This window comes from Nocardia sp. NPDC019323, assembly GCF_044389845.1.
Lineage (GTDB): Bacteria > Actinomycetota > Actinomycetes > Mycobacteriales > Mycobacteriaceae > Nocardia > Nocardia implantans.
Genome location: NZ_JBIRYN010000001.1, coordinates 906,264 through 927,081, shown reverse-complemented (window position 1 = coordinate 927,081; position 20,818 = coordinate 906,264). Strand labels below are relative to the sequence as shown.

Here is a 20,818-nt window from a genome sequence, read left to right as displayed (position 1 = left end):
CGAGGGCGATGACCGGGCCGTCGCCGAGTTCGCCCGTGTTGCCGTGCCACGACGCGATCGGCATCCGGCCCGGTGCCGTCGCGCCGGGACGGCAGACCCATCCGATGCTCATGCCTTACCGGGCATCGGCACCACGGTGATGGCCGCGGGCGGTCCGCTGGTCGTGATCGGCGACGCGCTGCTCGACATCGACCTCGACGGCCGCGCGGACCGATGCAGCGCGGGGTCGGCCGCTCCCGTCGTCGACGTCGCGCACCGGACCTTCCGCCCCGGTGGAGCGGGATTGGCGGCCCGGCTGGCCGCGGCCGACGGTGCGGAAGTCGTGCTGATCGCCGGCTTCGCCGCCGACGAGGCGGGCGCCCGGCTGCGCGGGCTGCTCGACCGGCATGTGCGGGTCGTCGCCCTCCCGCTGCGCGGTGCGACGGTCTGCAAGCAGCGGGTGCGGGCGATCGGCCCGTGGGCCGCCCCGAACGGCCACGGCCGGGCCCGGCAGTCCGGCAGGCCCGTCCTGATCACCAGAATCGACTCCGGTGCGGGGCGGGTCGGCGCCGACCCGCTTCCCGAAGAGGCGGTCGCCGTGCTGGCGGCGGCGCGCGCCGTCCTGGTCTCGGATCACGGTGGCGCAGCCGCGGCCCATCCGCAGATCCGTAAGGTGCTGCGCGCCCGCGCCGAACACATCCCGATCGTCTGGGATCCCTCTCCGCGCGGTCCCGTCCCGGTCCCGGGCGCGGCCCTGGTCACCCCCGATCACGCGGCAGCGCTCACCCTGCTGTCCGGGCGGCTCGACGACGGACCCGACCTGTGGAAGCTCGCCAAAGGGTGGGCCGTCGATGCCATCGCGGTGACCCTCGGAACGGAAGGCGCCCTGCTCTGCCTGCGTGCGTCGGGCAAGCGGCTGCGCATCCCGCTTGCGTCCGTGGAAAGGGTGCCGGGTGGCGGTGATGCCTGCGGCGCGGGCGACAGCTTCGCCGTCGCCGCCGCAGTTCGCTTGGCCGAGGGGCGCGGACCGGAGAGCGCGGTGCGCCGTGCGGTGCTCGCGGCAGCCGAGTTCGTCGGGTCGGGCGGCGCCGCGGCGTACTCGGAGAGCGAACCGGTGGCGGTTCGCGAAGAAAACCCTTGTGTGCCAGACGATCACCTCGAAGTTCGAAAACCTGGCGCTACCTCGATGTTCCCGTGGTAACCGAGCCTCGTCATCTCCGAGTCGGACCCGGATGACATACTGGGTCGCAGGTCACCGGTTACCGCCACGATGTGCGCGCGCCGGCCGTTGAGTCAACAGCGGATTCTCGGCCGAACACGCCCACGTACGTGCGATCCCGTCGAAGGGATGGCGGTGATCCGGGTGGCGTCGCGGCCGCAAGCCCCTTGTACCTCGGAGAGGCATTGCACTCATGACTCAACACATGCAGCCCCGCGTGTCCGACGTGCCCGCCGACGGCTCCGTACTGCCCGATCAGCCCTCGGTGGGAAGTTTCCGGTTCTGGTTTGCCAATCGTCGCTGGGAATGGTCGGCCGAGGTGTATCGCATGCACGGCTACCGGCCCGGCGAGATCGAGCCGACGACGGAGTTGTTGCTCGCGCACAAACACCCGGACGACCGCACGCACGTCGCCGAGATCATCGAGCGCGCCGTCGAGCACGGGGAGACCTTCTCGAGCAGGCATCGGTTCATCGACCTGTCCGGCCAGGAACACACCGTGCTCGTCGTCGCCGACCGCATCCTGGACGACACCGGCGCCGCGGTCGGTACCTCCGGCTTCTACGTAGACCTTTCCGGCACCATCGCCGAGGCACACCAAGCCATGCTCGCCGCCACCCTGCCGGGGCTCTACGAGAATCGCGCGGTGATCGAGCAGGCCAAGGGCGTGCTCATGCGCATCTACCAGATCAGCGCCGATCAGGCGTTCCAGGTCTTGCGCTGGCGTTCCCAGGAGACCAACACCAAGTTGCGCGCGCTCGCCCAGCAATTGATCGCCGAACTCCCGCTCGTGCCGCCGCCACCCGCGGACCTGGTTGCGGCGTTCGACCACATCCTGCTCACCGTCCACCACCGCATACCGCACGAGTGAGCGTGCGTGGCGGCCCGGGCGCACTTCGTTTTCCGGATATCCGGCCGGTCGGACTTCGTCTGTCGCGCTGACATCCACGGTGATGGCTGTCAGGCTCGAGCATGCGATCTTGTGCCGACACCGGCCGCCGGAGGTGCGCATGACCTGTCAGAACGGCGTGGAAGGCATCCGAACCGCGGACGGCCTCCTTCTCCTCACGCACGGTGAACTGGATGCGGCGACCGCCGACGAGTACTTCACCGCGATCACCGATGTCGTCGAAAACTACTGCGACACAACACCGAAACTCACGTCGGTCGTCATCGACCTGTGCGGGGTGCGTTTCCTTTCCTGCGCGGGCGTGCGCATGCTGCTGCGGCTGGCGCGATGGGGCGCGAGAGCGGACGTCACGCTGGGCGTGACCGTGCCCGACGACGGCCCGGTGCGGCGCATCGTGGACGTCCTCGATATCGGACGGAGTGTGCCGGTCGTCGCTTGTCCGGCGCCCGCGGCGCACGGTCGCGCGGTGCGGGCACCCGGGTGCCGGTCGGGCGGGGTCGCGCCGCGGCGGCGTCTCGCCGAGACGCGGGGTGCCGAGAACGCACATTCCAGCCGCCGGCCGTCCGAAATACGAACAAGACCGCCCACGAGCGCTTGAGGCAGCCGTCAGGCGGCTACCCGGCGATCATCGCCTCGTTCACCTGCCGGTGAGCGCGCCGATCGCGGAGAACGGGAATCGAGGAAGCTCATGTCATTGGCGACCGCGAACCACAGGACCGCCACGCCCCGACGGACGCGACGCGGAACAGACAGCTACGACGGCATCGAGCCGTGGCTGGAGAGATTGTCCGCGATGCAGGACAACGATCCCGAACGCCCGCGGTTGCGCGAAGCGATCCTGCGGCGGTGCCTGCCGCTGGCCGAGCACATCGCCCGTCGCTTCGTCGGCCGGGGAGAGAACTACGACGATCTGTACCAGATCGCCGCGGTGGGGCTGGTGCTCGCGGTGGACCGGTTCGATCCGGCGCGGGGACCGTCGTTCCTGTCCTTCGCGGTCCCCACGATCATGGGCGAGGTGCGCCGCCACTTCCGCGATCACAGCTGGGCGGTGCGGGTTCCGCGCCGGATCAAGGAGATCCAGCTGACCATCGGCCCCGCCGTGGAAAGGCTCTCCCAGCGCTTGGAACGGATGCCCACCGCCATGGAGATCGCCGTCGAGCTGAACCTGGACCTGACCGAGGTCACGCAGGCGCTTCTGGCGGGCAACGCCTACTCCGCGAACTCGATCGACGCGGTCGTCGAGGACGACGACACCGGAGGCACCTCGGTGGCGGTCGCGGAGACTTTCGGCGCGGAGGACCCGTCCTACGAGCTGACCGACGAGGCATTGGCGATCGCTCCACTGCTCGCCGAACTGCCCGAGCGGGAGCGGCGCGTGCTGCACATGCGCTTCTTCCAAGGGCGGACGCAGGCGCAGATCGCCGCGGTGCTCGGCGTCTCGCAGATGCACATCTCCCGGGTCCTGTCGCGGACACTCGCGGAGCTGCGTGAGCGCGCCATGCGGGACTGACCGCGAGCGCGCTCGAGCGGACCCGCCGCGCGGACGCCTCGGCGTTACGCGCTGAGCGTTGTATGGGGGGATCGTCCGTACGCGCCGCGGTAGGCGGTCGCGAACCGTCCCGGGTGCGCGAAGCCCCATGCCGCGGCGATCGAGGTCACGGTGTGACCGTCGTCGGGCGAGCAGTCGCGCAGCTGTTCGTGTGCCCCGCGCAGGCGAAGCCGCCGCAGATACGCCATGGGCGTGGTGTCCAGATGGCGGCGGAACGCCAGTTGCAGCGCGCGGACGGTGACGTAGGAGGCGGCGGCGATGTCGGCCACGCTGATGTCGTCGCGCACGTGTGCCTCGAGGTACGCCAGCGCGCGCCGCACGGTGTCGGGGTGGGCGTCGTTGCGGTCGCTCGCCGTCGGTTCCAGGTGCGCGGTGCTCGGCAGGGTGTGCAGCACGGTGGCGGCGAGGTACTGCGCGGCGGTGGACGCGATCAGCGGCGCCTCGCTGGCGACGCTGTCCGCGGCGAGACCGCGCATGTGCTCGAGCACACCGGACAACTGCCGCGCCGCCACCGCGGAGACCGGGCGATGTCCCGTCAGGCGCACCGGTTCCAGGTCGTGACCGGGACTCGCGGCGGCGACCCTGGTCAGCAGCTCGGGGTCGAACATCGTGATGCGGTAGCGGGCGTGGTGGATCACACCCGAATACGGCACATCCGGTGGAGTGAGCAGCCCCAGCTCGCCGGGCTGGAAGAAGTCGGTGCCGTCGGCGTAGTTCTCTTCGATCGACCCCGAGTCCACTTCGCACAGGCAGATCTTGCCCAGCGGCTGGGCGACGTAGTTCATGTCGAAGCTCAAGTGGAGATCATCGAGGCTCACCGGACCGAGCATGGTGCGGGTGATGTCCGCTCGCACCGGTACACCAGTGCTGTTCGCGATCCGCATCCTGGTGTAATTGAGATTGAGGAAATCCTCCGTGTCGCCCAAGCTGTCGCTGTGGAAGGCCAATGACTTCATCCTGCGGCACTCCTGCTTTTTCGCATACGGCATCCCGCCCAGCACGTCGTAGAGGAACTGTCGAGCCGCTCTGCTCGGCGTACGGACTGGTCACAACCGTTGTCATGCAGACAGGGAGGCGCGGTTGGTACCACATGGTGCGACGAGATCGATCCGGCGCACACTGCAAAAGGGGATACCCGCTTCGGCTCGGGTTCAACCGTCGGGGGATTCCTACTCTACCGCGCGACGGGACCGGTGGAGCGGTTCGGACGGGCGTGCTGGCGGGGCCGAACAGGCCTCGGGTGTTTCGTCCGCACGCCAGCGGCCACCCTGAGCACGAGGGGCGAAGCGCCGCCCTTCTACTGGAACCGTCGGAAAGACGAGGGAGGTCCTATGGTCTCGCAGGACACGATCGCGCAATTGCGCCAGGACATCACCACCGCCGCGGACGCGGGTGACGAGGCGAACGCCGAGCGCCTGCGCCGTGAACTCGCCGAAGCGATCCGGGAAGCCGAGGAGAGCGGCGAGACCGAGCGGCGGTGACCGGTCGGCGGACGCGCGGGCCGGCGCCACCGGCCTGCGCGCCGATCATCCTGCGCTCTCGCGGTTCTCGAGTCCGACGGCGTCGGCGAGTTCGCGGCGGTGACGCAGCAGTTCGGGATGCTCCGAACTCATCTCTCGCATCAGATCGGCCAGTCCGTCGGCGATGGCGTTGAGTTTCTGCTGGACGGCGGCGTCGGAGCGGCTCTGGGTGTTCTGCAGCAACGCGACGAGCAGGAACGTGATGATGGTCGTCGCGGTGTTGATGACCAGTTGCCAGGTGTCGACGCTCGGCAGGACGAAAATCGTCGGCGCCCACACCAGGACCAGGATCACGCAGAAGACGAAGAATCCCGCCTTCGAGGCCAGCGCGCTGGCCGCTGTCGCGAAGCGGTCGAACACCGATAATTTTCCTTTGATGTCCGACGGCATGGTCGCGGGCCTTGCGGCGGCGGGGTTTTCCGTGTGCTGAGCCATAGGAGTCCTCTCGAAAATGCCGATCCAGACGGGTTTCGAGTTACCGCGAGCGGTCCCGCCGAAACGCCGCGGCCCTTCGAGGGGGTGCCGTAGCCCCGGTGCCGCTCGCGGAACCGTTGCCGTCGCCGGTCATTCGTCGGGCTCGTCGCGCGGCGGCAAGTAGGGCTCGTCATCCTCGGGGTGGCCGTGGGCCATGCTGCGCGCTCGCGCGAGTTCGGCGTCGAGTTCCGCGCCGAGCAGTACCGCGATGTTCGAGATCCACAGCCACACGAGGAACACGACGACGCCACCCAGGGAGCCGTAGACCCGGTTGTAGGAGCCGAAGTGGCCGACGTAGAACGCGAACCCCCACGACGCGCCGGCCCACACCAGGACGGCCAGCGCGCTGCCGGGAGTCAGCCAGCGGAATCCCGGTTGCCGCACGTTCGGCGCCGCCCAGTACAGCAGGGCGAAGACCAGAGCGATCAACACCATCATCACGGGCCATTTGACGATGCCCCAGACCGTGATCGTGGCCTGCCCGAGCCCCAGCCACCGGCCGATCTGCTCGGCCAGCGAACCGCTGACGACGACGCCTACGGTGCAGACGCCCAGCAGGACCACCACCGCGGCGGTCAGGGCGACCCGCACCGGAACGGTCTTCCAGACCGGCCGCCCCTCCGCGATGTCGTAGATGGCGTTGGTCGCGCGCATGAAGGCGCCGATGTAGGCGGAGGCGGTCCACAGCGCCGATGCCAGACCCAGCAGCGCCAGCGGTCCGGCCGGGGTTTGCGCTTCCTCGATGTTGTTCACCGCGTCGACGAGCAGGTCGGTGCCGCTGCCGGGCGCGATCTCGCGCATGGTGTCCACCAGCGCCCTGGTGTCGTCACGTCCCAGCATGCCGAGCCCTGCGGTCAGCACGATCAACCCGGGAAACAGCGACAGCACGCTGTAGTAGGTCAGTGCCGCGGCCCAGTCGGTGAGATTGTCCCGTTGGAACTCGCCGACCGACCGTCTCACCGCGCCCCACCACGATCGCCACGGCAGATCCGCCGGCCCGCGCAGCCGGTGCCGCGCCGCGAATGTCTTCTGCATCTCTTGCGCCACCCTCACACCTCCAGCACGCGGTGGATACCCGCCGGGACGGCCGCGAAACACCTTCGCGGGCAAGGCCATTCGGTACCGCCGGGTCCTCTGGCTGGTGCTGCGCACGGTGCGCGGAGGGCAGAAAATCCGTTGTTTCTCCCACCGCGGAACCGTAAGGTCTCTCGGGTTTGTCCACCGATCGATACGAAGGAGAACCCTCGTGGAACCCGTCACCGAACGCGACATCAGGTCGTCGTTCGTCAATTGTTCGAAAGGCGATGCCAAGCGGCTGCCGGTGCCCAAGGACCTGGACGACCGGCCCTGGGCGGACCTGGACTTCCTCGGCTGGAGCGATCCGTCCTTGCCGGGGCGTGGCTACCTGGTCGTCCCGCAGGACGACCGCTTGGTCGGCGTGGCGCTGCGCTATGCCACCGGCGGCACCGGCCGGGCGCAGATGTGCACGATCTGCCTGACCACCCACACCGGCGGCGGCGTCTCGCTGATGACCGCGCACAAGGCGGGCGAATCAGGGCGCAGGGGCAACTCGGTGGGCACCTACATGTGCACCGATCTCGCCTGCTCGCTGTACGCGCGCAACAAGAAACGGCCCGCGCTCGGCAGTCGGTACCGCGAGGACCTCACGCCCGAAGAGAAGATCGAGCGGGTGCGCGACAACCTGAACACTTTCCTGGCGAAGCTCTACGCCTGATCGCCTTCGCCCATCCACCGCAGCCGCTGCGCTGCCCGCCAGAACGGAGGTAGATGCCATGTGCCGACATTCGACAACCGCACGAACGAGCCACCCCGAGTCGTTGGAACCGAACTCGGGGTGGTCGTGATTCCTCGCCGGTCGAGTCTGCCCGGACCGGCCGGGTCGTCCCGTCCGGCGAGGAATCACGGCTCTGGGTTCGAGCCCTTCGGCTCCTCGCGCGCGGGGTCCCACACCGCGCGCAAGCTCGGAGCGCCGGGAACCAGATCGGGCAGGTCGGGTATCGCGTCGGCTTCGGCGACCAGCGGCGCGATGATCGCCGCGTGCCGCTCACGGGCCAGCCGAGCCGCCTGCCTGCCCGCTTCGGTGACCGAACGGCCCAGTTGTTCCGGTGTGCCGCGCAGGGCGGTCGGCGCGAACCGCACGTCGACGATGACCCCCGCCGCGTCCACGGTCACCTCCACCAGTTTGTCCGCCGACTCGGCCGTGCACCGCACGGCGGACAGCTTGTCGCGCAGCTCCGCCACGTGGGGGCGCTGCTCGGCGAGCGCGTCCAGGATGTGGTCGACCTGGTTGCGGATTCCGCTGTTGGCGGAGCGCAGGCCGTCGCGTTCCCACCGGTCCACCGGCACCGACCTCCTCGAGTCCACGTCGTTCCCGGCCACCGAATCGCGTCCGGGAACGCGGCAGGAATTGTGCGGCACGCAGGACGCGGCCGCACCGCGAACATCCCGGGGCTGGGAAGGATCAGGCCGGTGCGGAGTCGGTTTCGTGCACCGTCAGCCAGCGTGGTCCGCCGGGTTCGTCGGTCGTCAGCACGGCGGTCACCCGGCGACGGGTGACGCTCGCGTCCGTTCGATGCGTCTCCAGGAACCGCACCACCGCGGTGCCGCCGGCCCGCAGGAGTTCCTCGATCTCGGACACGTCGATCGCCAACCCGGGCGAGGAATTGCGCGCACCGCGCAGCCCCGCGAGCAACGCGCCGCGCCCCAGCACTTCGCCACCGATCGTCACCATGCTGAACCGCTCGTGCTGCGCCGCCGCGAACCGCTCGAACACCTCCGCGGGCGCCTGCGATCCGAGCCACGTAGCGAGGTCGGCGTGCAATCGCACGACCGCGTCGACCAGATCCACCGCCATGCGCGGCATCGTACGCGGGCCGCGTCCGGCGGCGGCCACCGTCCGATGTGCTCGCACCACCGGGCGCGGTAGCGTCGGCGGCATGAAGATTCGTGGAGCGGTCCTGGAGCGGATCGCGGCGCCGGCGCCGTTCGCCGAGTCGGCGCCGATCACCGTATGCGACCTGGAGCTGCGCGAGCCGGGGCCGGGAGAGCTGCTGGTGCGGATCGAGGCGGCGGGGATCTGCCATTCGGACCTGTCCGTGGTGGACGGCAACCGGGTGCGGCCGGTGCCGATGCTGCTCGGCCACGAGGCAGCGGGCCGGGTGGAAGCGGTCGGTCCCGGCGACGGCGACATCGCGGTCGGGCAGCGCGTGGTCATGACGTTCCTGCCGCGGTGCGGCGAGTGCGCGGGGTGCGCGACCGACGGCCGCACGCCCTGCGTGCCTGGAAGCGTCGCCAACAACGCGGGCGAATTGCTCAACGGCGGGCGGCGGTTGTCCCGTGCCGGCGCCGACGTGCACCACCACCTGGGTGTCTCCGCTTTCGCCACGCACGCGGTGGTGGATCGCAGGTCGGTGGTGCCGGTCGAGGACGACGTGCCTCCGGAGGTGGCCGCCGTGCTGGGTTGCGCCGTGCTGACCGGCGGTGGGGCGCTGTTGAATTCGGCGCGGCCGGGCGCAGGCGACCGGGTGATGGTCGTCGGCCTCGGCGGCGTCGGTATGGCGGCGGTGCTGGTCGCGGTGTCGCTCGCCGCCGAGGGGCACGAGGTGATCGCGGTCGACACCGTGCCGGAGAAGCTGGCGCTGGCCAGGGAACTGGGCGCGCACGCGGCCTACACCCCGGCCGAGGTCGCCGAGCTCGGTGTGCAGGCCGAGGTGGTGGTCGAGGCCGCGGGCAACGTCCGCGCCTTCGAGACCGCTGTCGCCGCGACGGCTCCCGGCGGCACCACCGTCACGGTCGGACTGCCCGCTCCCGATGCGCGCGCGAGCATTTCGCCGCTGGCCCTGGTCGCCCAGGGGCGTTCCATCGTCGGCAGCTACCTCGGCTCCGCGGTGCCGTCGCGCGACATTCCCGAGTACGTCCGCATGTGGCGGGCGGGACGCCTGCCGGTGGAGCGGCTCGTCTCGGCGCACGTCGGGCTCGACGAGATCAACCGCGCCATGGACGAACTCGCCGCGGGCCACGCCTTGCGCCAGGTCATCGTCTTCGACTGACCCGGTCCGCCGCCGGACTCCGCGTCCGGCGCGAGCGGCTCAGTCGGCGGGCCGGTCCATCCGGTCGACGAATCGTTCGAGCAGGCGGGCGAACTCCGCGCGCTCGGCGGGGGTCCAGTCCGCCATCGCGGCGGCCATGGCGGTGCGCCTGCCCGCTCTTGCCGCGGCCACCGCCCGGTTTCCCGCTGCGGTCAGGCGCAGGACCGACCGCCGTCCGTCGCGCTGATCGGCGACGCGTTCCAGCAGGCCGGCCGACACCGCTTGGGCGACAAGGCGACTGGCCCTCGGCTGATCGACGCCGAGTGCGGGAGCGAGTGCCCCGACCGTGTCGGCCGCGCCGTCGGCCACGGCGTCCAGCGCGCGGAACACGGCGACGGGAATCGCGCCGTCGCTCAGCGCACCGCGCGTCTGCCTGCGCCGGATCCGGACCATCGCCGCTTCGACGGCGACGGTGATCGCGTCGTGCTCGTCCATGTGCTCACTCTGTCATGCCGTGGATTTATATGTAAAAATACATGTAATTGTTGCTCAACATGTATAGGAGTGCTGATGGCCATCCACCGTGGCATCGGGTACTGGCTGGTGGAACTCGATCGACTGATCAACGAGCGCTTCGATGAAGACCTCGCCTCCGGCGGGTTCAGCCGCAGGCGCTGGCAGGTCACGCACTCGCTGGCCGACGTGCCGCAGCGCGCCGACGACATCCGCGACGCGCTCGACACCTTCTGGACCGACGACTCCGAATGGCCCGCCGAACTGGCCGCACTCGTCGCCGACGGACTGGTCCGCGACGACGCCGGCCTGCTGTCGCTGACCGAGCGGGGCCGCCGCACCCACGACGAGGCCTTCGTCCGGATCGCCCGGCGCAGAAAGCAATTGGCGGAAGGGATCAGCGATGAGCAGTTCGCCGAGACCATGCGGATCCTGCAACGAATGGTCGCGAACCTCGGCGGCGTTCCCGACGCGGAGGTCGGGGAGCCGCGGGGGGCGGCGCAATAGGCGGCTGCCTCGCCTTTGCTCGGCCCGGCGCGGATCGAAGACGGACTGCGTCCGGCGGTGTTCATCGAGCGGCTGCCTCGCCTTCGCTCGGCCCGGCGCGGATCGAAGACGGACTGCGTCCGGCGGTGTTCATCGAGCGGCTGCCTCGCCTTCGCTCGGCCCGGCGCGGATCAAAGGCGGACTGCGTCCGGCGGTGTTCATCGAGCGGCCGCCTCGGCTGTGTTCGGACCGGCGTGGGTCGAGGGGTGAAGTCGGGTTGCCGCCCCTTCGCCGGTCACCGTCGGGCGGCGGGATCGCGGTCGGCCCGGCCCATTAGGCTGATTCCCGACCGGGAACGGAACGAGGAGGTGCGGTGACCATTCGGGTCGGAGTGCTCGGAGCGCGGGGCAAAGTCGGACAGGCGATCTGCGCGGCGGTGACGGCGGCGGACGATCTGGAACTCGTCGCGGCCGTCGACAAGGACGATCCGCTCGACCAGTTCACCGCGGCGGATACCCAGGTGGTCGTCGACTTCACCCACCCGAACGTGGTGATGGGGAACCTGAAGTTCCTGGTCGAGCACGGCATCCACGCGGTGGTCGGCACCACCGGTTTCGATGAGGCCCGGCTGGCGGAGGTACGCGGCTGGCTGACGGGTCGCCCGGAGGTCGGCGTGCTGATCGCGCCCAACTTCGCCATCGGCGCGGTGCTGTCCATGCGTTTCGCCGAGCAGGCCGCCCGATTCTTCGAATCGGTGGAGGTCATCGAGCTGCACCACCCCAACAAGGCGGACGCACCGTCGGGCACCGCCTACCGCACCGCGGGGCTGATCGCCGCCGCCAGGGACAAGGCGGGCCTCGACCGCAGCCCCGACGCGACGACGACCGAGCTGGAGGGTGCGCGCGGCGCCGACGTGGACGGCGTGCGCGTGCACTCGGTGCGCCTCGCCGGTCTGGTCGCCCACCAGGAGGTGCTGTTCGGCACGCAAGGTGAGACGCTCACCATCCGGCACGACTCCATCGACCGCTCATCCTTCGCCCCCGGTGTGCTGCTCGGCGTGCGGGAGATCGCGAACCGCCCCGGTCTCACCGTCGGACTCGACCCGTTCCTCGACCTGTGAGCGCCCGGCAGCCGGGCCGCGCCGGAGCGCGACCGTGAGCGGCTCGGAGCCGGACGACCGGAAGGGCGGCGGGGAGGTCGTCAAGGTAGTGGCGCCGATCGCGGCGCTCGTCCTGGTGCTCGTCTTCTACTTCCTGCTGCTGGGCCGGATCGCGTTCAGCCTGATCGGTTCCGGCGAGGTGGCCGCGATCGTGATCGGCGTCGGCGTGCTGATCCTGCCGTTGCTCGGCGTGTGGATCGTGGTGGCCACGGTGCGTGCGGCGCTGGCGCATCAGCACCTGGCGCGGCGCATCCACGACGAGGGGCTCGAACTCGACACCTCCGCGCTGCCGCGCATGCCGTCCGGCCGCATCGAACGCGCGGCCGCCGACGAGCTGTTCGCGACGGTCAAGGCGGAGTGGGAGGCCGACCCGGACAACTGGCGCGTCTCCTATCGCCTCGCCCGCGCCTACGACTACGCGGGCGACCGCACCCGAGCCCGCGAGACCATGCGCCGCGCGGTCGCGCTGGAACGGCACGAGCGCGGCGCCGACTGACGCTCGCGCGGGCCGATACCATCGCAAGGTGGCCCGGTTGCTGATCATCCATCACACGCCCTCGCCGCACTGCCAGGCGATGTTCGAGGCCGTGGTATCCGGCGCGACCGATCCGGAAATCGAAGGCGTGGAGGTCGTGCGCCGCGCGGCCCTGTCCCTGTCGCCGACCGACGTGCTGGAGGCCGACGGGTACCTGCTCGGCACCCCGGCCAACCTCGGGTACATGAGCGGCGCCCTCAAACACGGGCTGGATGTCATCTACTACCCCTGTCTCGATTCCACCCGTGGCCGCCCGTTCGGCGCGTACTTTCACGGCAACGAGGGCACCGAGGGTGCGGAGAAGGGCGTCACCTCGATCACCACCGGCCTGGGGTGGGTGAAAGCCGCTGAGTACGTGGTGGTCTCGGGTCAGCCATCGAAGGCCGACCTGGAAGCGTGCTGGGAGCTCGGGGCGACAGTGGCGGCCCAGCTCATGGAATGAGCAGTGGTGTCGCTTCAGCCGAGTTGGGCTCACATTGTGCCTGGGCAGCGCGCCGAAACTGTCGGAGGCCGCCTCTATGCTCCGCCAGATCTCACGCAGCCCCCGTACGCCGCTCCAGGGCTCGCACGATGAGCGCTCGGGCGGCGTCGCCGTAGACGGCCTGGCTGTGTAGCCCGTCCCAGAGCCGTTCGTATAGCTCTAGCTCACTCGGTGCGGTGATGGTGAGTTCGGCGCTGGCGGTTTCGATCAGCGCTTGCCGACGATCGAACAGGTGGAAGCTGCCGGAGAGGTAGACGAACCCGGCTCGCAGCGGGACGACGCCGAAGCCCAGGCGCGGATTCCCGAAGGCCACGTCGAGCAGGTGCCGCAGTTGCCCGGCGGTCACCTTGTCGTCTCCGAGGGTGGTGTGTAGCGCCGCCTCGTGGACCAGCACGACCACCCGCGTGCCGCCGCTGCGCAAGATGTCCTGCCGTGCCATTCGTGCCGCAACGGCGGTGTCCAGATCATCGAGGGTGCCGAGAAATCCGATGCACTGCGCCAGCACCGCACGGGCGTACGGCTCGGTCTGGAGCAGGCCGGGCACGATGGTGGGGTTGTAGATGCGAAGCTGCCGTGTTTCGGATTCGAGTTCTTGACCGCGCTGTTGTCGGCGGGTGTGCCCGGTCGCGGTGATACGCCGCCACTCGGCCCACTGCGCCCGGACGTTGCGCAACGCCGCGACCAGATCGGGTAGCGCTAGCTTCGCGTCACACACCCGGCACCACACCGCCAGGTCCGATTCGCTCGGCATCTGCTTGCCGTGCTCGATGCGGGATGTCTTGGACCAGTGCCACCCGGCAGCGGTGGACAACTGCCGCCCGTCCAGCCCCGCATCTTTGCGCAGCTCTCGAAGTCGTGCTCCAAGAGCCACTTTCGCCCGTGCCGCCCCATTCATCGGTCCGCGTACTCCTCGAACGGAGTCGCCGCCGACCACACCCGGTCGCGGATCGCGACCGCGTGCGCGACGATCACGGGCTCGTCGGTCAGAGCCGCCCCCACCCAGAACCCGCGGGCATCGAACAGGGAGAACGCCACCGCCCGCTCATCGAACAACCAGAAATCCTCCGTGGCCGAGTCGGATGGATCGGCGTAGTGCCGTGCCAGATAGCGGATGTCCTCACCGGCCGCGACATTGTGGCGGCTCAGCGCGAGCAGATACCGCGTGTAGAGCGTGTGTGGCTCGGTGACGATACGGGCACGCCGCACCTCCACCCCGCGCGCCACCGTGGCGGCAACGTGGTTGGTCCAGCCCGAGAACCATTCCCCTCCGGGGTCGGTGGTCTCGTCGGCGCGGAAGGCGGACAGCGACTCGGCTTCCGACTCGCTGGCGTAGTCGTCGTGCGTTTCCAGGTGGAAGGCGGAACGCTGGGCGGTGGCGAACACCGGTCGCAGCTCAGCAGCGCCGTGAAGCAGGCGCATCCGGGCGCACCTCCTGACTGATCGGCACCAACACGGCCGTCTCGTGGGTCGGAATCTGCATGATCGCCAGCGCTTCCGGGTCGGTGACAGGCTCGCCCGTCAGCAGGAATGTCCCGTGCCCGGTGTCGCGCACACCCGATATGCAGGTGCCCGGCTCGGTGAACCACAGCAACTTGTGCGGGATCTCGACGGTGCCCGGATCGTCGGTCAGCCAACCCTGCGCCGCGTAGCGCGGCGGATCGGTCTCGGTGACGTAGAGCCGGGGCGATCCGTCGCCACCGGATTCACCGCCGATGAATCGAACCTTCATGGTGCTGTCCTCTCGTGGCGCGTGTGCGGGCCGAAGTGTGCAACTGTGCGCTGATTCTTCTGTGTTGCTCGGTCTTTGACAACACTTGCGCACTCACGCGCACTTTTCTATCCGAAGGGGGCTTCCCACGCTTAGCGTGCATTTTCAAGCCCCGCCGCCGGGTCGATGCCGAGGCGACAGTCTCGGCACGCTGCCCCCGCTGTGGTGCTGGGGTCGGTGACTACTCCCCGGCGGCGGGTGCCACTAGACGACGGAAGGGGCGGCCGTGGACCTATCCGCGCGACGCGACGACGAAGATGCTCGGAAACTTGGGCTCGCACCGGAAGGCGAGGGCCCGCGCCATCTCCAGCACGACGACGGGTCATGGTCATTCGTCCACCCGGACGGATGGCCGATGGACCCGGACGATTACGCGAAACTTCACGCCCACAGGGCGAATGCCTTCGCCGCCGTGTCATATGTCCCGGTGGACGAAGACCTGCTGCTCGCCGCACGTCGTGGCCTCCTGGAAACCATCGGCGTGGAGCCGATCTCGGTGCGAGACTCGGAGGTCTGAGGATGTGGATCATGCTCGGATGGGTGCTGGTCTTCGCGCTGCCCGGCGCCGTGCTGGTCGCGGTCGTCTGCTGGCCAGAGCGCCTCCCGAAGGACCGGACGGTGGAGGCGATCCGGCAGCGCATCGAGGACGAAGGCGGCTGACTCGCAGCGCCGCCGGGCCGCGCGGTACTTCGGCATTCCGCTCCTCGACGCACCGGCCGCCTGCGCCGTCGAGCTGAGACCGGTGTAGACGAGGGTGCGCGGAGCGGGGGTGGGCGGCACCGCGACGGCTGGGAGCAGGCCGCCGTGGTCGTGACTCCGGCCCGCCCGCCAAGGAGGACCTGCGGCGGTGCTGGGAACTGGGCGCCACGCTCGCGGCCGGGCTCATGCCGTGAATCCCCCGAATTCTGGTGTCTGACCACGGCACGCCATTGCCCGGCATACTGTCTGCGATGTTGTCGCGGTGGGGATGTGGACGAGTAGCTCGGGATGGGAGAACCAGGTGACCTGGGCCGAAGGTAGCGAGAACGCCCCGCGCCGGATCGGATTGGTCGAGGACCACGAGTCGGTCGCGATCGGTCTCGCCGCGATGCTTGCGCCGGAAAGGGATCTCGATCTGGTGCTGACCGCGGGCACCGTGCCGGAACTGCTGGCCGCCGCCGACGGCGCGCCGAAGCTCGATCTGGTGGTGCTGGACCTGCGGCTGGCCGACGGGTCCTCGCCCGAGGACAACGTGCGCGCCCTGCGTGACCGCGGCATCGAGGTACTGGTCTTCACCGGCGCGGACAACGCGTTCCTGGTGCGCTCCGCCGCGCGCGCCGGGGTGCTCGGCGTGGTGCGCAAGTCCGAGGACGTGCCGACCGTCGTCGCCGCCGTGCGTCGTGCGGCCAGCGGCGAACAGGTGGTCACCACCGACTGGGCCGCCGCCATCGACGGCGATCCGCAATTGTCGAACGTGGGCCTGAGCCCGCGCCAAGAGGAAGTGCTCACGCTGTACGCGTCCGGGGAGAAGGCCTCCCGGGTCGCGCGGCTGACCGGTCTGTCCGAGCAGACGGTCAACGACTATCTCGGCCGGATCCGCCAGAAGTACGCCGACGCCGGTCGGCCGGCGCCGACCAAGACCGACCTGTACAAGCGGGCGGTGGAGGACGGGTGGCTCCCGGTGCCAGAGCGGCAGCCGCGCGGATGACCGCGTCCAGCATGCTGGACACCCCGTCGCACCCTCGCTCCCTCCCACGCGAACGGCCACGTGCGAGCCGTTGGCGTCGCGGCGTCCTCGCGTTGTCCAGGGAGAAGGCCTCCGAGGGCGCCGCCGATCGGATCCTGCGCCGGTTCGGCTTCGCCATCGGCATCGCTGGCGTGATCGCCGCGATCGTGGAACTGCCCGAGATCGCCGATCAGAGTCGTTTCCTGCCCGTCCGGTGGACGGCCGTCGAGGTGGCGCTGGCGTTCGGGCTCTTCCCGGCGCTCGCGGTCGTCTCGGTCGGGATGAGCACGCGCGTGATCCAGCGGGTGGCCGGTGCGGCGGCGGTGAGCTTCCTCGGGGCCATGGCGGTGGTTCCGCTGGCGTACGCGGTGCCGAATGCCGAAGAGGCGGCTTCGGTGTGGCTGTACCGCGTGCTGGCGTTGGGCGTTCTCGCGGCCGTGCTCGCTTGGCGGCCGCCGCTGGCCGTGACCTACCTGGTGGTGGGCGCGGCGTTCAGCGCACTGGTCAATCTGATCGTGCTGCGGGAGACCACCGCCCTGGCGCTGCTCGGCGATTTCGCCAGGGCGGCCGGGTTGAGCGCGCTGTTCCTGTGGTGCGTGATCTATGCCAGGGCGGCGGCGGCCCGAGTGGATCGTGAGTCGGCGATCGAGAGCAGCCGCGCCGCGGCGGTCGCCGGTGCGGCAGCCAGGGAACGGGAACGCGCGCGATTCGCCGCGCTGATCCACGACGCGGTGCTGTCCACGCTGCTGGACGCGTCCCGGGCCGGGACCGAATCCCCGGTGCTGCGCCGCCAGGCGGAACGAACCCTGGAACAACTCGACGAGTGCCGGGTCGCGGAGACCGAACCCGACCGCTTGGACGCGCAATCCGCCATCGGATTCCTGCGTTCGGCCGTGCACGAGGTGAACCCCGGCATCCGGTTCACCACACGGCGCTGGGCCGGATTCGACGATCTGCACCTGCCGGTGGACGCCGCGAGCACGATCGCGGCCGCGCTGGCCGAAGCCGCGCGCAACAGTCTGCGGCACGCCACCGTCCCCGGGCGCGAGGTGCGCCGGACCGTCACGGTGACGATCAGCGCCGGTGGTATCCGGGTGGTGTTCCGCGACGACGGCGCGGGTTTCGATCTGAGTGAAGTGCCCGTGGATCGGCTCGGCATCTCGGTGAGCATCCTGGGCCGCATGCGTCAGCTCGCCGGTGGCGCCGGGTTCGTGGAGTCGGAGCCGGGCGAGGGGACGACCGTGACGCTGGTGTGGGGCGGAAATGGCTGAGCAGGAAACCGAATTCGGGTTGCGCGATCTGCTCGGGCTCCGCGACCGCGCGGCCTGGCTGTTCCTGACCGTGCTCGAAGCGACCATCGCGCTGTACATGATCAGGAACTTCTCCGAATCGCCGGTGGCAGCCGCCATCGCGGCGCTGGTCGTGCTGGCGCTGGCCGGAGTCGTGGTGGTGGCGGCGCCGACCGATCCGCTGCCGTGGCAGGCGACCGTATTCGTGGCCGCCTCCGGTCCGCTGGCCACCGCCCTGACGTCGTTCGACGTCGAGCACGGTTGGTCCAAGCAGGTGTGGACGGCGTTCGCCGCCTCCTATGTGCTGGCCGTGCTGGTGCTGCGCGGACGCTTGGCCGCGGCCTGGCTCGGCGTCGCCGGCATCGGCGTGGTGATCGCCGTGGTCGGCATGGTGGCCGGTCTGCGGGTGGGTGTCGCCGTCGGCTCGATCGTGCCGGTCGCCACGGTGGCCGGGGTTTCCCTGTTCGCGGCGATCATGCGGCCCACCCAGCGATCGCTGCGGCTGCTGCGCGAGGAAGCGGCCATGCGCGCCGCCGCGGAGGCCGCGATGGCCGCGGAGAACTCCGAACGCACCCGTCAGCTGGCGCGGCTGGACGCGGTCGCTCGCCCGATCCTGGAACGCATTGCCGATGGCGACGAACTCACCGCCGCCGAGCGCGAACAGTGCAGGCTCCTGGAAGCCGAACTCCGCGACGGGCTGCGGGCCCCGCAGCTGGCCACCGACCAGCTCAGCAGCGCCGCCCGCGGCGCCCGCTCCCGCGGCGTGGAGGTGATCCTGCTCGACGACGGCGGTTTCACCGGCGTCCCGCATCAGGTGCGCCAGCAGGTGATCGACGCGGCCACCAGGGAACTGGACGCCGCCAACGACGGCTCGGTCACCGTCCGCATCCTCCCGACCGGCCGCCGCATCCTGGCCACCGTCCTGGCCACCGCGTCCGACCGCGACCGCCGCACCGAGATAGACGCCACCGGCACGATCACGGTATCCACCTGACCTGCCGACGCGGCTCCCACCGCGACGAAACTTGCCGCGCGCTTCCACGGCCCATCTGCGACATCGGAGTCGCTCCATTCCGCGTAGGTTGACCGCTCCAACCCGGTTCTCAGCCACTCCCAACGGCAGACCTGGCCTCAGGCCGTTATCACGTCACGTGACCACACCGGCTCAACCATGTCTTCCGAGCCGAGCCGAGCCGAGCCGAGCCGAGCCGAGCGAGACCGAGCATCGGCCCCTCCGAGTACGTTGATCGTCCGACCCGGTCCCCAGCTATTGCCAACGGATGCTTCCCGGGCCGCGCCGTTGCCACGTCACGTGACCACACCACCTCAACCACCGGTTTCGAGCGAAGCGAGACCGAGCATGCGCCGTTCGCGGCCCGGCTCGCGTTTGCGCGGCCGCCGCATACGCGACGAAGGAGCAAGCGGCGGTCGCGCAAACGCGAGCCACAAGAGGGCCGCGAACACCCAGCGCCGCAGGCGCTGGAAATCAGACACTGTCGGTGCCTCGTGGCATCGTTGCCTGTCATGCGGAAGATGGGTGCTGCGGCGGCGCGGCGAACGGCATTGGCGGCCCAGGGTTTCGGGGCGCGCAGGCCCGGCCGGATCATGCGGCGGACGGTGCTGGGAGTGCTGGACCGCACGCAACTGCTGCAGCTGGATTCGGTGTCGGCGGTGGTGCGGGCGCATTACGCGCCGGTGTTCAGCCGGATCGGCCCCTACGATCGCACGATCCTGGATCAGGCCGCATGGAGCAACGGCTCGCGGCAGCCCCGGTCGCTCGTCGAGTATTGGGCGCACGAGGCAGCGCTCATCCCGGTCGAGGACTGGCCGTTGCTGCGCTGGCGAATGCGGCGATACGAGCACGGGCGTTGGTCGGGCATGCGCAAGGTGGTCGAGCGCAACCCCACCCTGGGCAAGGACATCCTGGACGTGATCACCGCGGTGGGCCCGGCCACCGCGGGCGAGGTAGAGCGCCACCTGGAGCTGGACAAGCCGCGCCCGAAGGGCTCCTGGTGGAATCTGAGCGATACCAAGATGATCTGCGAGCAACTCTTCGCGGCGGGCGCGTTGTCGGTGGCCACGCGCGTGGGCTTCGCCAGGCACTACGACCTGACCGAGCGGGTGCTGCCTGCGGAGGTGCTGGCCCGCGACGTGGCCGAGCCGGACGCCGTGCGTGAACTCGTGCTGCGCGCCGCCACCGCGCACGGCATCGGCACCGAAGCGGACCTGCGGGACTACTACCGGCTCCAGCGCACTCAGACCGAACCGGCCATCGCCGATCTGGTGGACGCGGGTGAGCTGATCCCGGTGGAGGTGGCGGGCTGGGGGAAACCGGCTTATCTGCGGGCGGGCGCTCCCACGCCGCGCCGCATCGAAGGCGCGGCGCTGCTGTGCCCGTTCGACCCGCTCATCTTCTTCCGCGCCCGCACCGAGCGAATATTCGACTTCCACTACCGCATCGAGATCTACACCCCCGAACACAAGCGGGTGCACGGGTATTACGTCTTCCCGTTCCTGCTCGACGGCGAACTCGTCGGCCGCGTCGATCTGCGGGCGGAACGCGCGAGCGGCCGGTTGTGGGTGCCCGCCGCGTTCGCCGAGCCCGGATACGACACCGCCGCCACCGCGCACGCACTCGGCGGCGCGCTGCGCGAGATGGCCGACTGGCTGGAACTGGACGAGGTCGTCGTCGGCGATCGCGGCAATCTCGCGGCGCTGCTGTAGCGCGTTCGGGTCAGGTGTCTCGTTTGGGCCCGTACCCGCGCATCTGGTCGCGCAAGGCTCCGTGGACGGCGCTCGACAGCCACGAGTTCAGGGACTGACCGCTCTGTGCGGCAGCCTCTTCCGCACGCGCCTTCATCTGCTCCACCAGCCGCAGCGTGACCCTGCTGATGTCTCCGGTCATCTCCTCGAAGCTGGGGGCTTCCTCGCCCGTCGTGCTCTTGCGCACATCGATGGAGGCGTCGGTGCCGTCGACCGAGACGTGCACCGTTCGGTCGCCGAGCGCGGCGCTGACCTCGGCCGCGAGCTCCGACAGTGCGGCCAGCAGCACCAAGCGGGCCGGCCCTTCGGTGGCCGCCGCCAGTGCGGCGGCCGTGGCCTGCGTCTTCTCGTCGCCGAGTGCGGCGGCGGCGAGCAGGTTCTCGCCGAGCCTGCTGGTGTACTTGTTCAAATCCATGATG

The 20,818-nt window shown here is 69.9% G+C and carries 27 protein-coding genes; 17 read left to right on the top strand and 10 right to left on the bottom strand.

Annotated features, from left to right (window positions below; all coding sequences use genetic code 11):
* The first annotated feature begins 139 nt into the window (after nt 1-139).
* The 4 genes from ACH49X_RS04405 to ACH49X_RS04390 all read left to right on the top strand — a co-directional run bounded on the left by ACH49X_RS04405 (nt 140) and on the right by ACH49X_RS04390 (nt 3,618).
* Nucleotides 140-1,180 carry a PfkB family carbohydrate kinase gene (locus tag ACH49X_RS04405; protein ID WP_397068830.1) on the top strand — a complete coding sequence of 347 codons (1,041 nt, stop codon included), beginning with the start codon at nt 140-142 and terminating at the stop codon, nt 1,178-1,180.
* A gap of 211 nt (nt 1,181-1,391) precedes the next feature.
* Nucleotides 1,392-2,069: a PAS and ANTAR domain-containing protein gene (locus tag ACH49X_RS04400; RefSeq protein ID WP_397068828.1), complete on the top strand. Its 678-nt coding sequence runs from the start codon at nt 1,392-1,394 to the stop codon at nt 2,067-2,069.
* A complete protein-coding gene (locus ACH49X_RS04395; protein ID WP_357206816.1) occupies nt 2,014-2,706 on the top strand; it encodes an STAS domain-containing protein in 693 nt (230 codons plus the stop codon). Before ACH49X_RS04400 ends, ACH49X_RS04395 begins: the two co-directional genes overlap by 56 nt.
* Before the next feature lie 90 nt (nt 2,707-2,796).
* On the top strand, nt 2,797-3,618 hold the full coding sequence (locus ACH49X_RS04390) for an RNA polymerase sigma factor SigF (protein ID WP_195078805.1): 822 nt from the start codon (nt 2,797-2,799) through the stop codon (nt 3,616-3,618).
* A 44-nt stretch (nt 3,619-3,662) separates the two neighbouring features.
* Here ACH49X_RS04390 and ACH49X_RS04385 read toward each other — a convergent pair whose 3' ends face one another.
* Complete coding sequence (locus tag ACH49X_RS04385; protein ID WP_357112544.1) at nt 3,663-4,613, bottom strand: helix-turn-helix domain-containing protein; 951 nt, start codon at nt 4,611-4,613, stop codon at nt 3,663-3,665.
* 375 nt (nt 4,614-4,988) lie between these two features.
* Between ACH49X_RS04385 and ACH49X_RS04380 the strand changes: the two genes are divergently transcribed.
* Nucleotides 4,989-5,138, top strand: coding sequence for a hypothetical protein (locus ACH49X_RS04380; RefSeq protein WP_195078807.1), 150 nt, complete (start codon nt 4,989-4,991; stop codon nt 5,136-5,138).
* Nucleotides 5,139-5,183: 45 nt separating this feature from the next.
* On the opposite strand, the gene ACH49X_RS04375 is transcribed toward ACH49X_RS04380, so the two are convergent.
* Nucleotides 5,184-5,612 (bottom strand): low affinity iron permease family protein, encoded by a 429-nt coding sequence (locus ACH49X_RS04375; protein WP_357112548.1) that lies wholly within the window; start codon nt 5,610-5,612, stop codon nt 5,184-5,186.
* 129 nt (nt 5,613-5,741) lie between these two features.
* Entirely contained in the window at nt 5,742-6,686 is a 945-nt protein-coding gene (locus ACH49X_RS04370; RefSeq protein ID WP_195078808.1) for a YihY/virulence factor BrkB family protein, read from the bottom strand.
* Between the two features lie 211 nt (nt 6,687-6,897).
* Here ACH49X_RS04370 and ACH49X_RS04365 point away from each other — a divergent pair, with 211 nt between their 5' ends.
* Nucleotides 6,898-7,386, top strand: a complete 489-nt coding sequence (locus ACH49X_RS04365) for an FBP domain-containing protein (RefSeq protein WP_195078809.1) — start codon at nt 6,898-6,900, stop codon at nt 7,384-7,386.
* A gap of 185 nt (nt 7,387-7,571) precedes the next feature.
* Here the strand turns inward: ACH49X_RS04365 and ACH49X_RS04360 are convergent, their stop codons facing one another.
* Together ACH49X_RS04360 and ACH49X_RS04355 are read right to left on the bottom strand one after the other, a co-directional pair.
* Nucleotides 7,572-8,018: a YbaB/EbfC family nucleoid-associated protein gene (locus ACH49X_RS04360; RefSeq protein WP_195078810.1), complete on the bottom strand. Its 447-nt coding sequence runs from the start codon at nt 8,016-8,018 to the stop codon at nt 7,572-7,574.
* Between the two features lie 115 nt (nt 8,019-8,133).
* Entirely contained in the window at nt 8,134-8,526 is a 393-nt protein-coding gene (locus ACH49X_RS04355; RefSeq protein WP_195078811.1) for a DUF4440 domain-containing protein, read from the bottom strand.
* An 82-nt stretch (nt 8,527-8,608) separates the two neighbouring features.
* On the opposite strand from ACH49X_RS04355, the gene ACH49X_RS04350 reads away from it, so the two are divergent.
* Nucleotides 8,609-9,721, top strand: a complete 1,113-nt coding sequence (locus tag ACH49X_RS04350) for an alcohol dehydrogenase catalytic domain-containing protein (RefSeq protein WP_067810058.1) — start codon at nt 8,609-8,611, stop codon at nt 9,719-9,721.
* Between the two features lie 39 nt (nt 9,722-9,760).
* Here ACH49X_RS04350 and ACH49X_RS04345 read toward each other — a convergent pair whose 3' ends face one another.
* Nucleotides 9,761-10,195 (bottom strand): MarR family winged helix-turn-helix transcriptional regulator, encoded by a 435-nt coding sequence (locus tag ACH49X_RS04345; RefSeq protein ID WP_195078813.1) that lies wholly within the window; start codon nt 10,193-10,195, stop codon nt 9,761-9,763.
* Between the two features lie 75 nt (nt 10,196-10,270).
* On the opposite strand from ACH49X_RS04345, the gene ACH49X_RS04340 reads away from it, so the two are divergent.
* The 4 genes from ACH49X_RS04340 (at nt 10,271) to ACH49X_RS04325 (ending at nt 12,835) form a co-directional block, all read left to right on the top strand.
* Nucleotides 10,271-10,720 (top strand): hypothetical protein, encoded by a 450-nt coding sequence (locus tag ACH49X_RS04340; RefSeq protein WP_357112559.1) that lies wholly within the window; start codon nt 10,271-10,273, stop codon nt 10,718-10,720.
* A 352-nt stretch (nt 10,721-11,072) separates the two neighbouring features.
* Entirely contained in the window at nt 11,073-11,819 is a 747-nt protein-coding gene (dapB, locus tag ACH49X_RS04335) for a 4-hydroxy-tetrahydrodipicolinate reductase (protein ID WP_357206814.1), read from the top strand.
* 34 nt (nt 11,820-11,853) lie between these two features.
* Nucleotides 11,854-12,354 carry a hypothetical protein gene (locus tag ACH49X_RS04330; protein WP_195078816.1) on the top strand — a complete coding sequence of 167 codons (501 nt, stop codon included), beginning with the start codon at nt 11,854-11,856 and terminating at the stop codon, nt 12,352-12,354.
* Nucleotides 12,355-12,382: 28 nt separating this feature from the next.
* Nucleotides 12,383-12,835, top strand: coding sequence for a flavodoxin family protein (locus ACH49X_RS04325; RefSeq protein ID WP_195078817.1), 453 nt, complete (start codon nt 12,383-12,385; stop codon nt 12,833-12,835).
* Between the two features lie 91 nt (nt 12,836-12,926).
* On the opposite strand, the gene ACH49X_RS04320 is transcribed toward ACH49X_RS04325, so the two are convergent.
* The 3 genes from ACH49X_RS04320 to ACH49X_RS04310 are packed head-to-tail and all read right to left on the bottom strand — an operon-like array spanning nt 12,927 to nt 14,603.
* Entirely contained in the window at nt 12,927-13,769 is an 843-nt protein-coding gene (locus ACH49X_RS04320; protein ID WP_195078818.1) for a helix-turn-helix transcriptional regulator, read from the bottom strand.
* Nucleotides 13,766-14,293, bottom strand: a complete 528-nt coding sequence (locus ACH49X_RS04315; RefSeq protein WP_195078819.1) for a DUF6879 family protein — start codon at nt 14,291-14,293, stop codon at nt 13,766-13,768. Before ACH49X_RS04315 ends, ACH49X_RS04320 begins: the two co-directional genes overlap by 4 nt.
* A complete protein-coding gene (locus ACH49X_RS04310) occupies nt 14,268-14,603 on the bottom strand; it encodes a hypothetical protein (RefSeq protein ID WP_195078820.1) in 336 nt (111 codons plus the stop codon). The genes ACH49X_RS04315 and ACH49X_RS04310 overlap by 26 nt, the downstream gene beginning before the upstream one ends.
* A 394-nt stretch (nt 14,604-14,997) precedes the next feature.
* Here ACH49X_RS04310 and ACH49X_RS04305 point away from each other — a divergent pair, with 394 nt between their 5' ends.
* From ACH49X_RS04305 to ACH49X_RS04280, 6 genes are all read left to right on the top strand, one after another.
* The gene (locus ACH49X_RS04305) at nt 14,998-15,159 is read left to right on the top strand and encodes a hypothetical protein (RefSeq protein WP_357296665.1); all 162 of its coding nucleotides are present in this window, start codon (nt 14,998-15,000) and stop codon (nt 15,157-15,159) included.
* Between the two features lie 11 nt (nt 15,160-15,170).
* Nucleotides 15,171-15,302: a hypothetical protein gene (locus ACH49X_RS04300; RefSeq protein ID WP_323124729.1), complete on the top strand. Its 132-nt coding sequence runs from the start codon at nt 15,171-15,173 to the stop codon at nt 15,300-15,302.
* A gap of 307 nt (nt 15,303-15,609) precedes the next feature.
* Entirely contained in the window at nt 15,610-16,329 is a 720-nt protein-coding gene (locus tag ACH49X_RS04295; RefSeq protein ID WP_397069162.1) for a DNA-binding response regulator, read from the top strand.
* Nucleotides 16,330-16,421: 92 nt separating this feature from the next.
* Nucleotides 16,422-17,618 carry an ATP-binding protein gene (locus ACH49X_RS04290; RefSeq protein WP_357206810.1) on the top strand — a complete coding sequence of 399 codons (1,197 nt, stop codon included), beginning with the start codon at nt 16,422-16,424 and terminating at the stop codon, nt 17,616-17,618.
* The gene (locus ACH49X_RS04285; protein WP_195078824.1) at nt 17,611-18,630 is read left to right on the top strand and encodes a hypothetical protein; all 1,020 of its coding nucleotides are present in this window, start codon (nt 17,611-17,613) and stop codon (nt 18,628-18,630) included. The genes ACH49X_RS04290 and ACH49X_RS04285 overlap by 8 nt, the downstream gene beginning before the upstream one ends.
* Nucleotides 18,631-19,160: 530 nt before the next feature.
* The gene (locus tag ACH49X_RS04280; RefSeq protein ID WP_357206808.1) at nt 19,161-20,360 is read left to right on the top strand and encodes a DNA glycosylase AlkZ-like family protein; all 1,200 of its coding nucleotides are present in this window, start codon (nt 19,161-19,163) and stop codon (nt 20,358-20,360) included.
* A gap of 10 nt (nt 20,361-20,370) precedes the next feature.
* Here ACH49X_RS04280 and ACH49X_RS04275 read toward each other — a convergent pair whose 3' ends face one another.
* A complete protein-coding gene (locus ACH49X_RS04275) occupies nt 20,371-20,814 on the bottom strand; it encodes a hypothetical protein (RefSeq protein ID WP_195078826.1) in 444 nt (147 codons plus the stop codon).
* Nucleotides 20,815-20,818: the final 4 nt, after the last annotated feature.

Bases quoted from the DNA above. Each gene is read 5' to 3' on its own strand.
- ACH49X_RS04310 (WP_195078820.1), bottom strand. From the start codon at position 14,603: ATGAAGGTTCGATTCATCGGCGGTGAATCCGGTGGCGACGGATCGCCC.
- ACH49X_RS04380 (WP_195078807.1), top strand. From the start codon at position 4,989: ATGGTCTCGCAGGACACGATCGCGCAATTGCGCCAGGACATCACCACC.
- ACH49X_RS04300 (WP_323124729.1), top strand. From the start codon at position 15,171: ATGCTCGGATGGGTGCTGGTCTTCGCGCTGCCCGGCGCCGTGCTGGTC.
- ACH49X_RS04405 (WP_397068830.1), top strand. From the start codon at position 140: ATGGCCGCGGGCGGTCCGCTGGTCGTGATCGGCGACGCGCTGCTCGAC.
- ACH49X_RS04280 (WP_357206808.1), top strand. From the start codon at position 19,161: ATGCGGAAGATGGGTGCTGCGGCGGCGCGGCGAACGGCATTGGCGGCC.
- ACH49X_RS04400 (WP_397068828.1), top strand. From the start codon at position 1,392: ATGACTCAACACATGCAGCCCCGCGTGTCCGACGTGCCCGCCGACGGC.
- ACH49X_RS04305 (WP_357296665.1), top strand. From the start codon at position 14,998: ATGGACCCGGACGATTACGCGAAACTTCACGCCCACAGGGCGAATGCC.
- ACH49X_RS04320 (WP_195078818.1), bottom strand. From the start codon at position 13,769: ATGAATGGGGCGGCACGGGCGAAAGTGGCTCTTGGAGCACGACTTCGA.
- ACH49X_RS04355 (WP_195078811.1), bottom strand. From the start codon at position 8,526: ATGGCGGTGGATCTGGTCGACGCGGTCGTGCGATTGCACGCCGACCTC.
- ACH49X_RS04345 (WP_195078813.1), bottom strand. From the start codon at position 10,195: ATGGACGAGCACGACGCGATCACCGTCGCCGTCGAAGCGGCGATGGTC.
- ACH49X_RS04385 (WP_357112544.1), bottom strand. From the start codon at position 4,613: ATGAAGTCATTGGCCTTCCACAGCGACAGCTTGGGCGACACGGAGGAT.
- ACH49X_RS04350 (WP_067810058.1), top strand. From the start codon at position 8,609: ATGAAGATTCGTGGAGCGGTCCTGGAGCGGATCGCGGCGCCGGCGCCG.
- ACH49X_RS04295 (WP_397069162.1), top strand. From the start codon at position 15,610: ATGTGGACGAGTAGCTCGGGATGGGAGAACCAGGTGACCTGGGCCGAA.
- ACH49X_RS04340 (WP_357112559.1), top strand. From the start codon at position 10,271: ATGGCCATCCACCGTGGCATCGGGTACTGGCTGGTGGAACTCGATCGA.
- ACH49X_RS04390 (WP_195078805.1), top strand. From the start codon at position 2,797: ATGTCATTGGCGACCGCGAACCACAGGACCGCCACGCCCCGACGGACG.
- ACH49X_RS04285 (WP_195078824.1), top strand. From the start codon at position 17,611: ATGGCTGAGCAGGAAACCGAATTCGGGTTGCGCGATCTGCTCGGGCTC.
- ACH49X_RS04370 (WP_195078808.1), bottom strand. From the start codon at position 6,686: ATGCAGAAGACATTCGCGGCGCGGCACCGGCTGCGCGGGCCGGCGGAT.
- ACH49X_RS04275 (WP_195078826.1), bottom strand. From the start codon at position 20,814: ATGGATTTGAACAAGTACACCAGCAGGCTCGGCGAGAACCTGCTCGCC.
- ACH49X_RS04315 (WP_195078819.1), bottom strand. From the start codon at position 14,293: ATGCGCCTGCTTCACGGCGCTGCTGAGCTGCGACCGGTGTTCGCCACC.
- ACH49X_RS04375 (WP_357112548.1), bottom strand. From the start codon at position 5,612: ATGGCTCAGCACACGGAAAACCCCGCCGCCGCAAGGCCCGCGACCATG.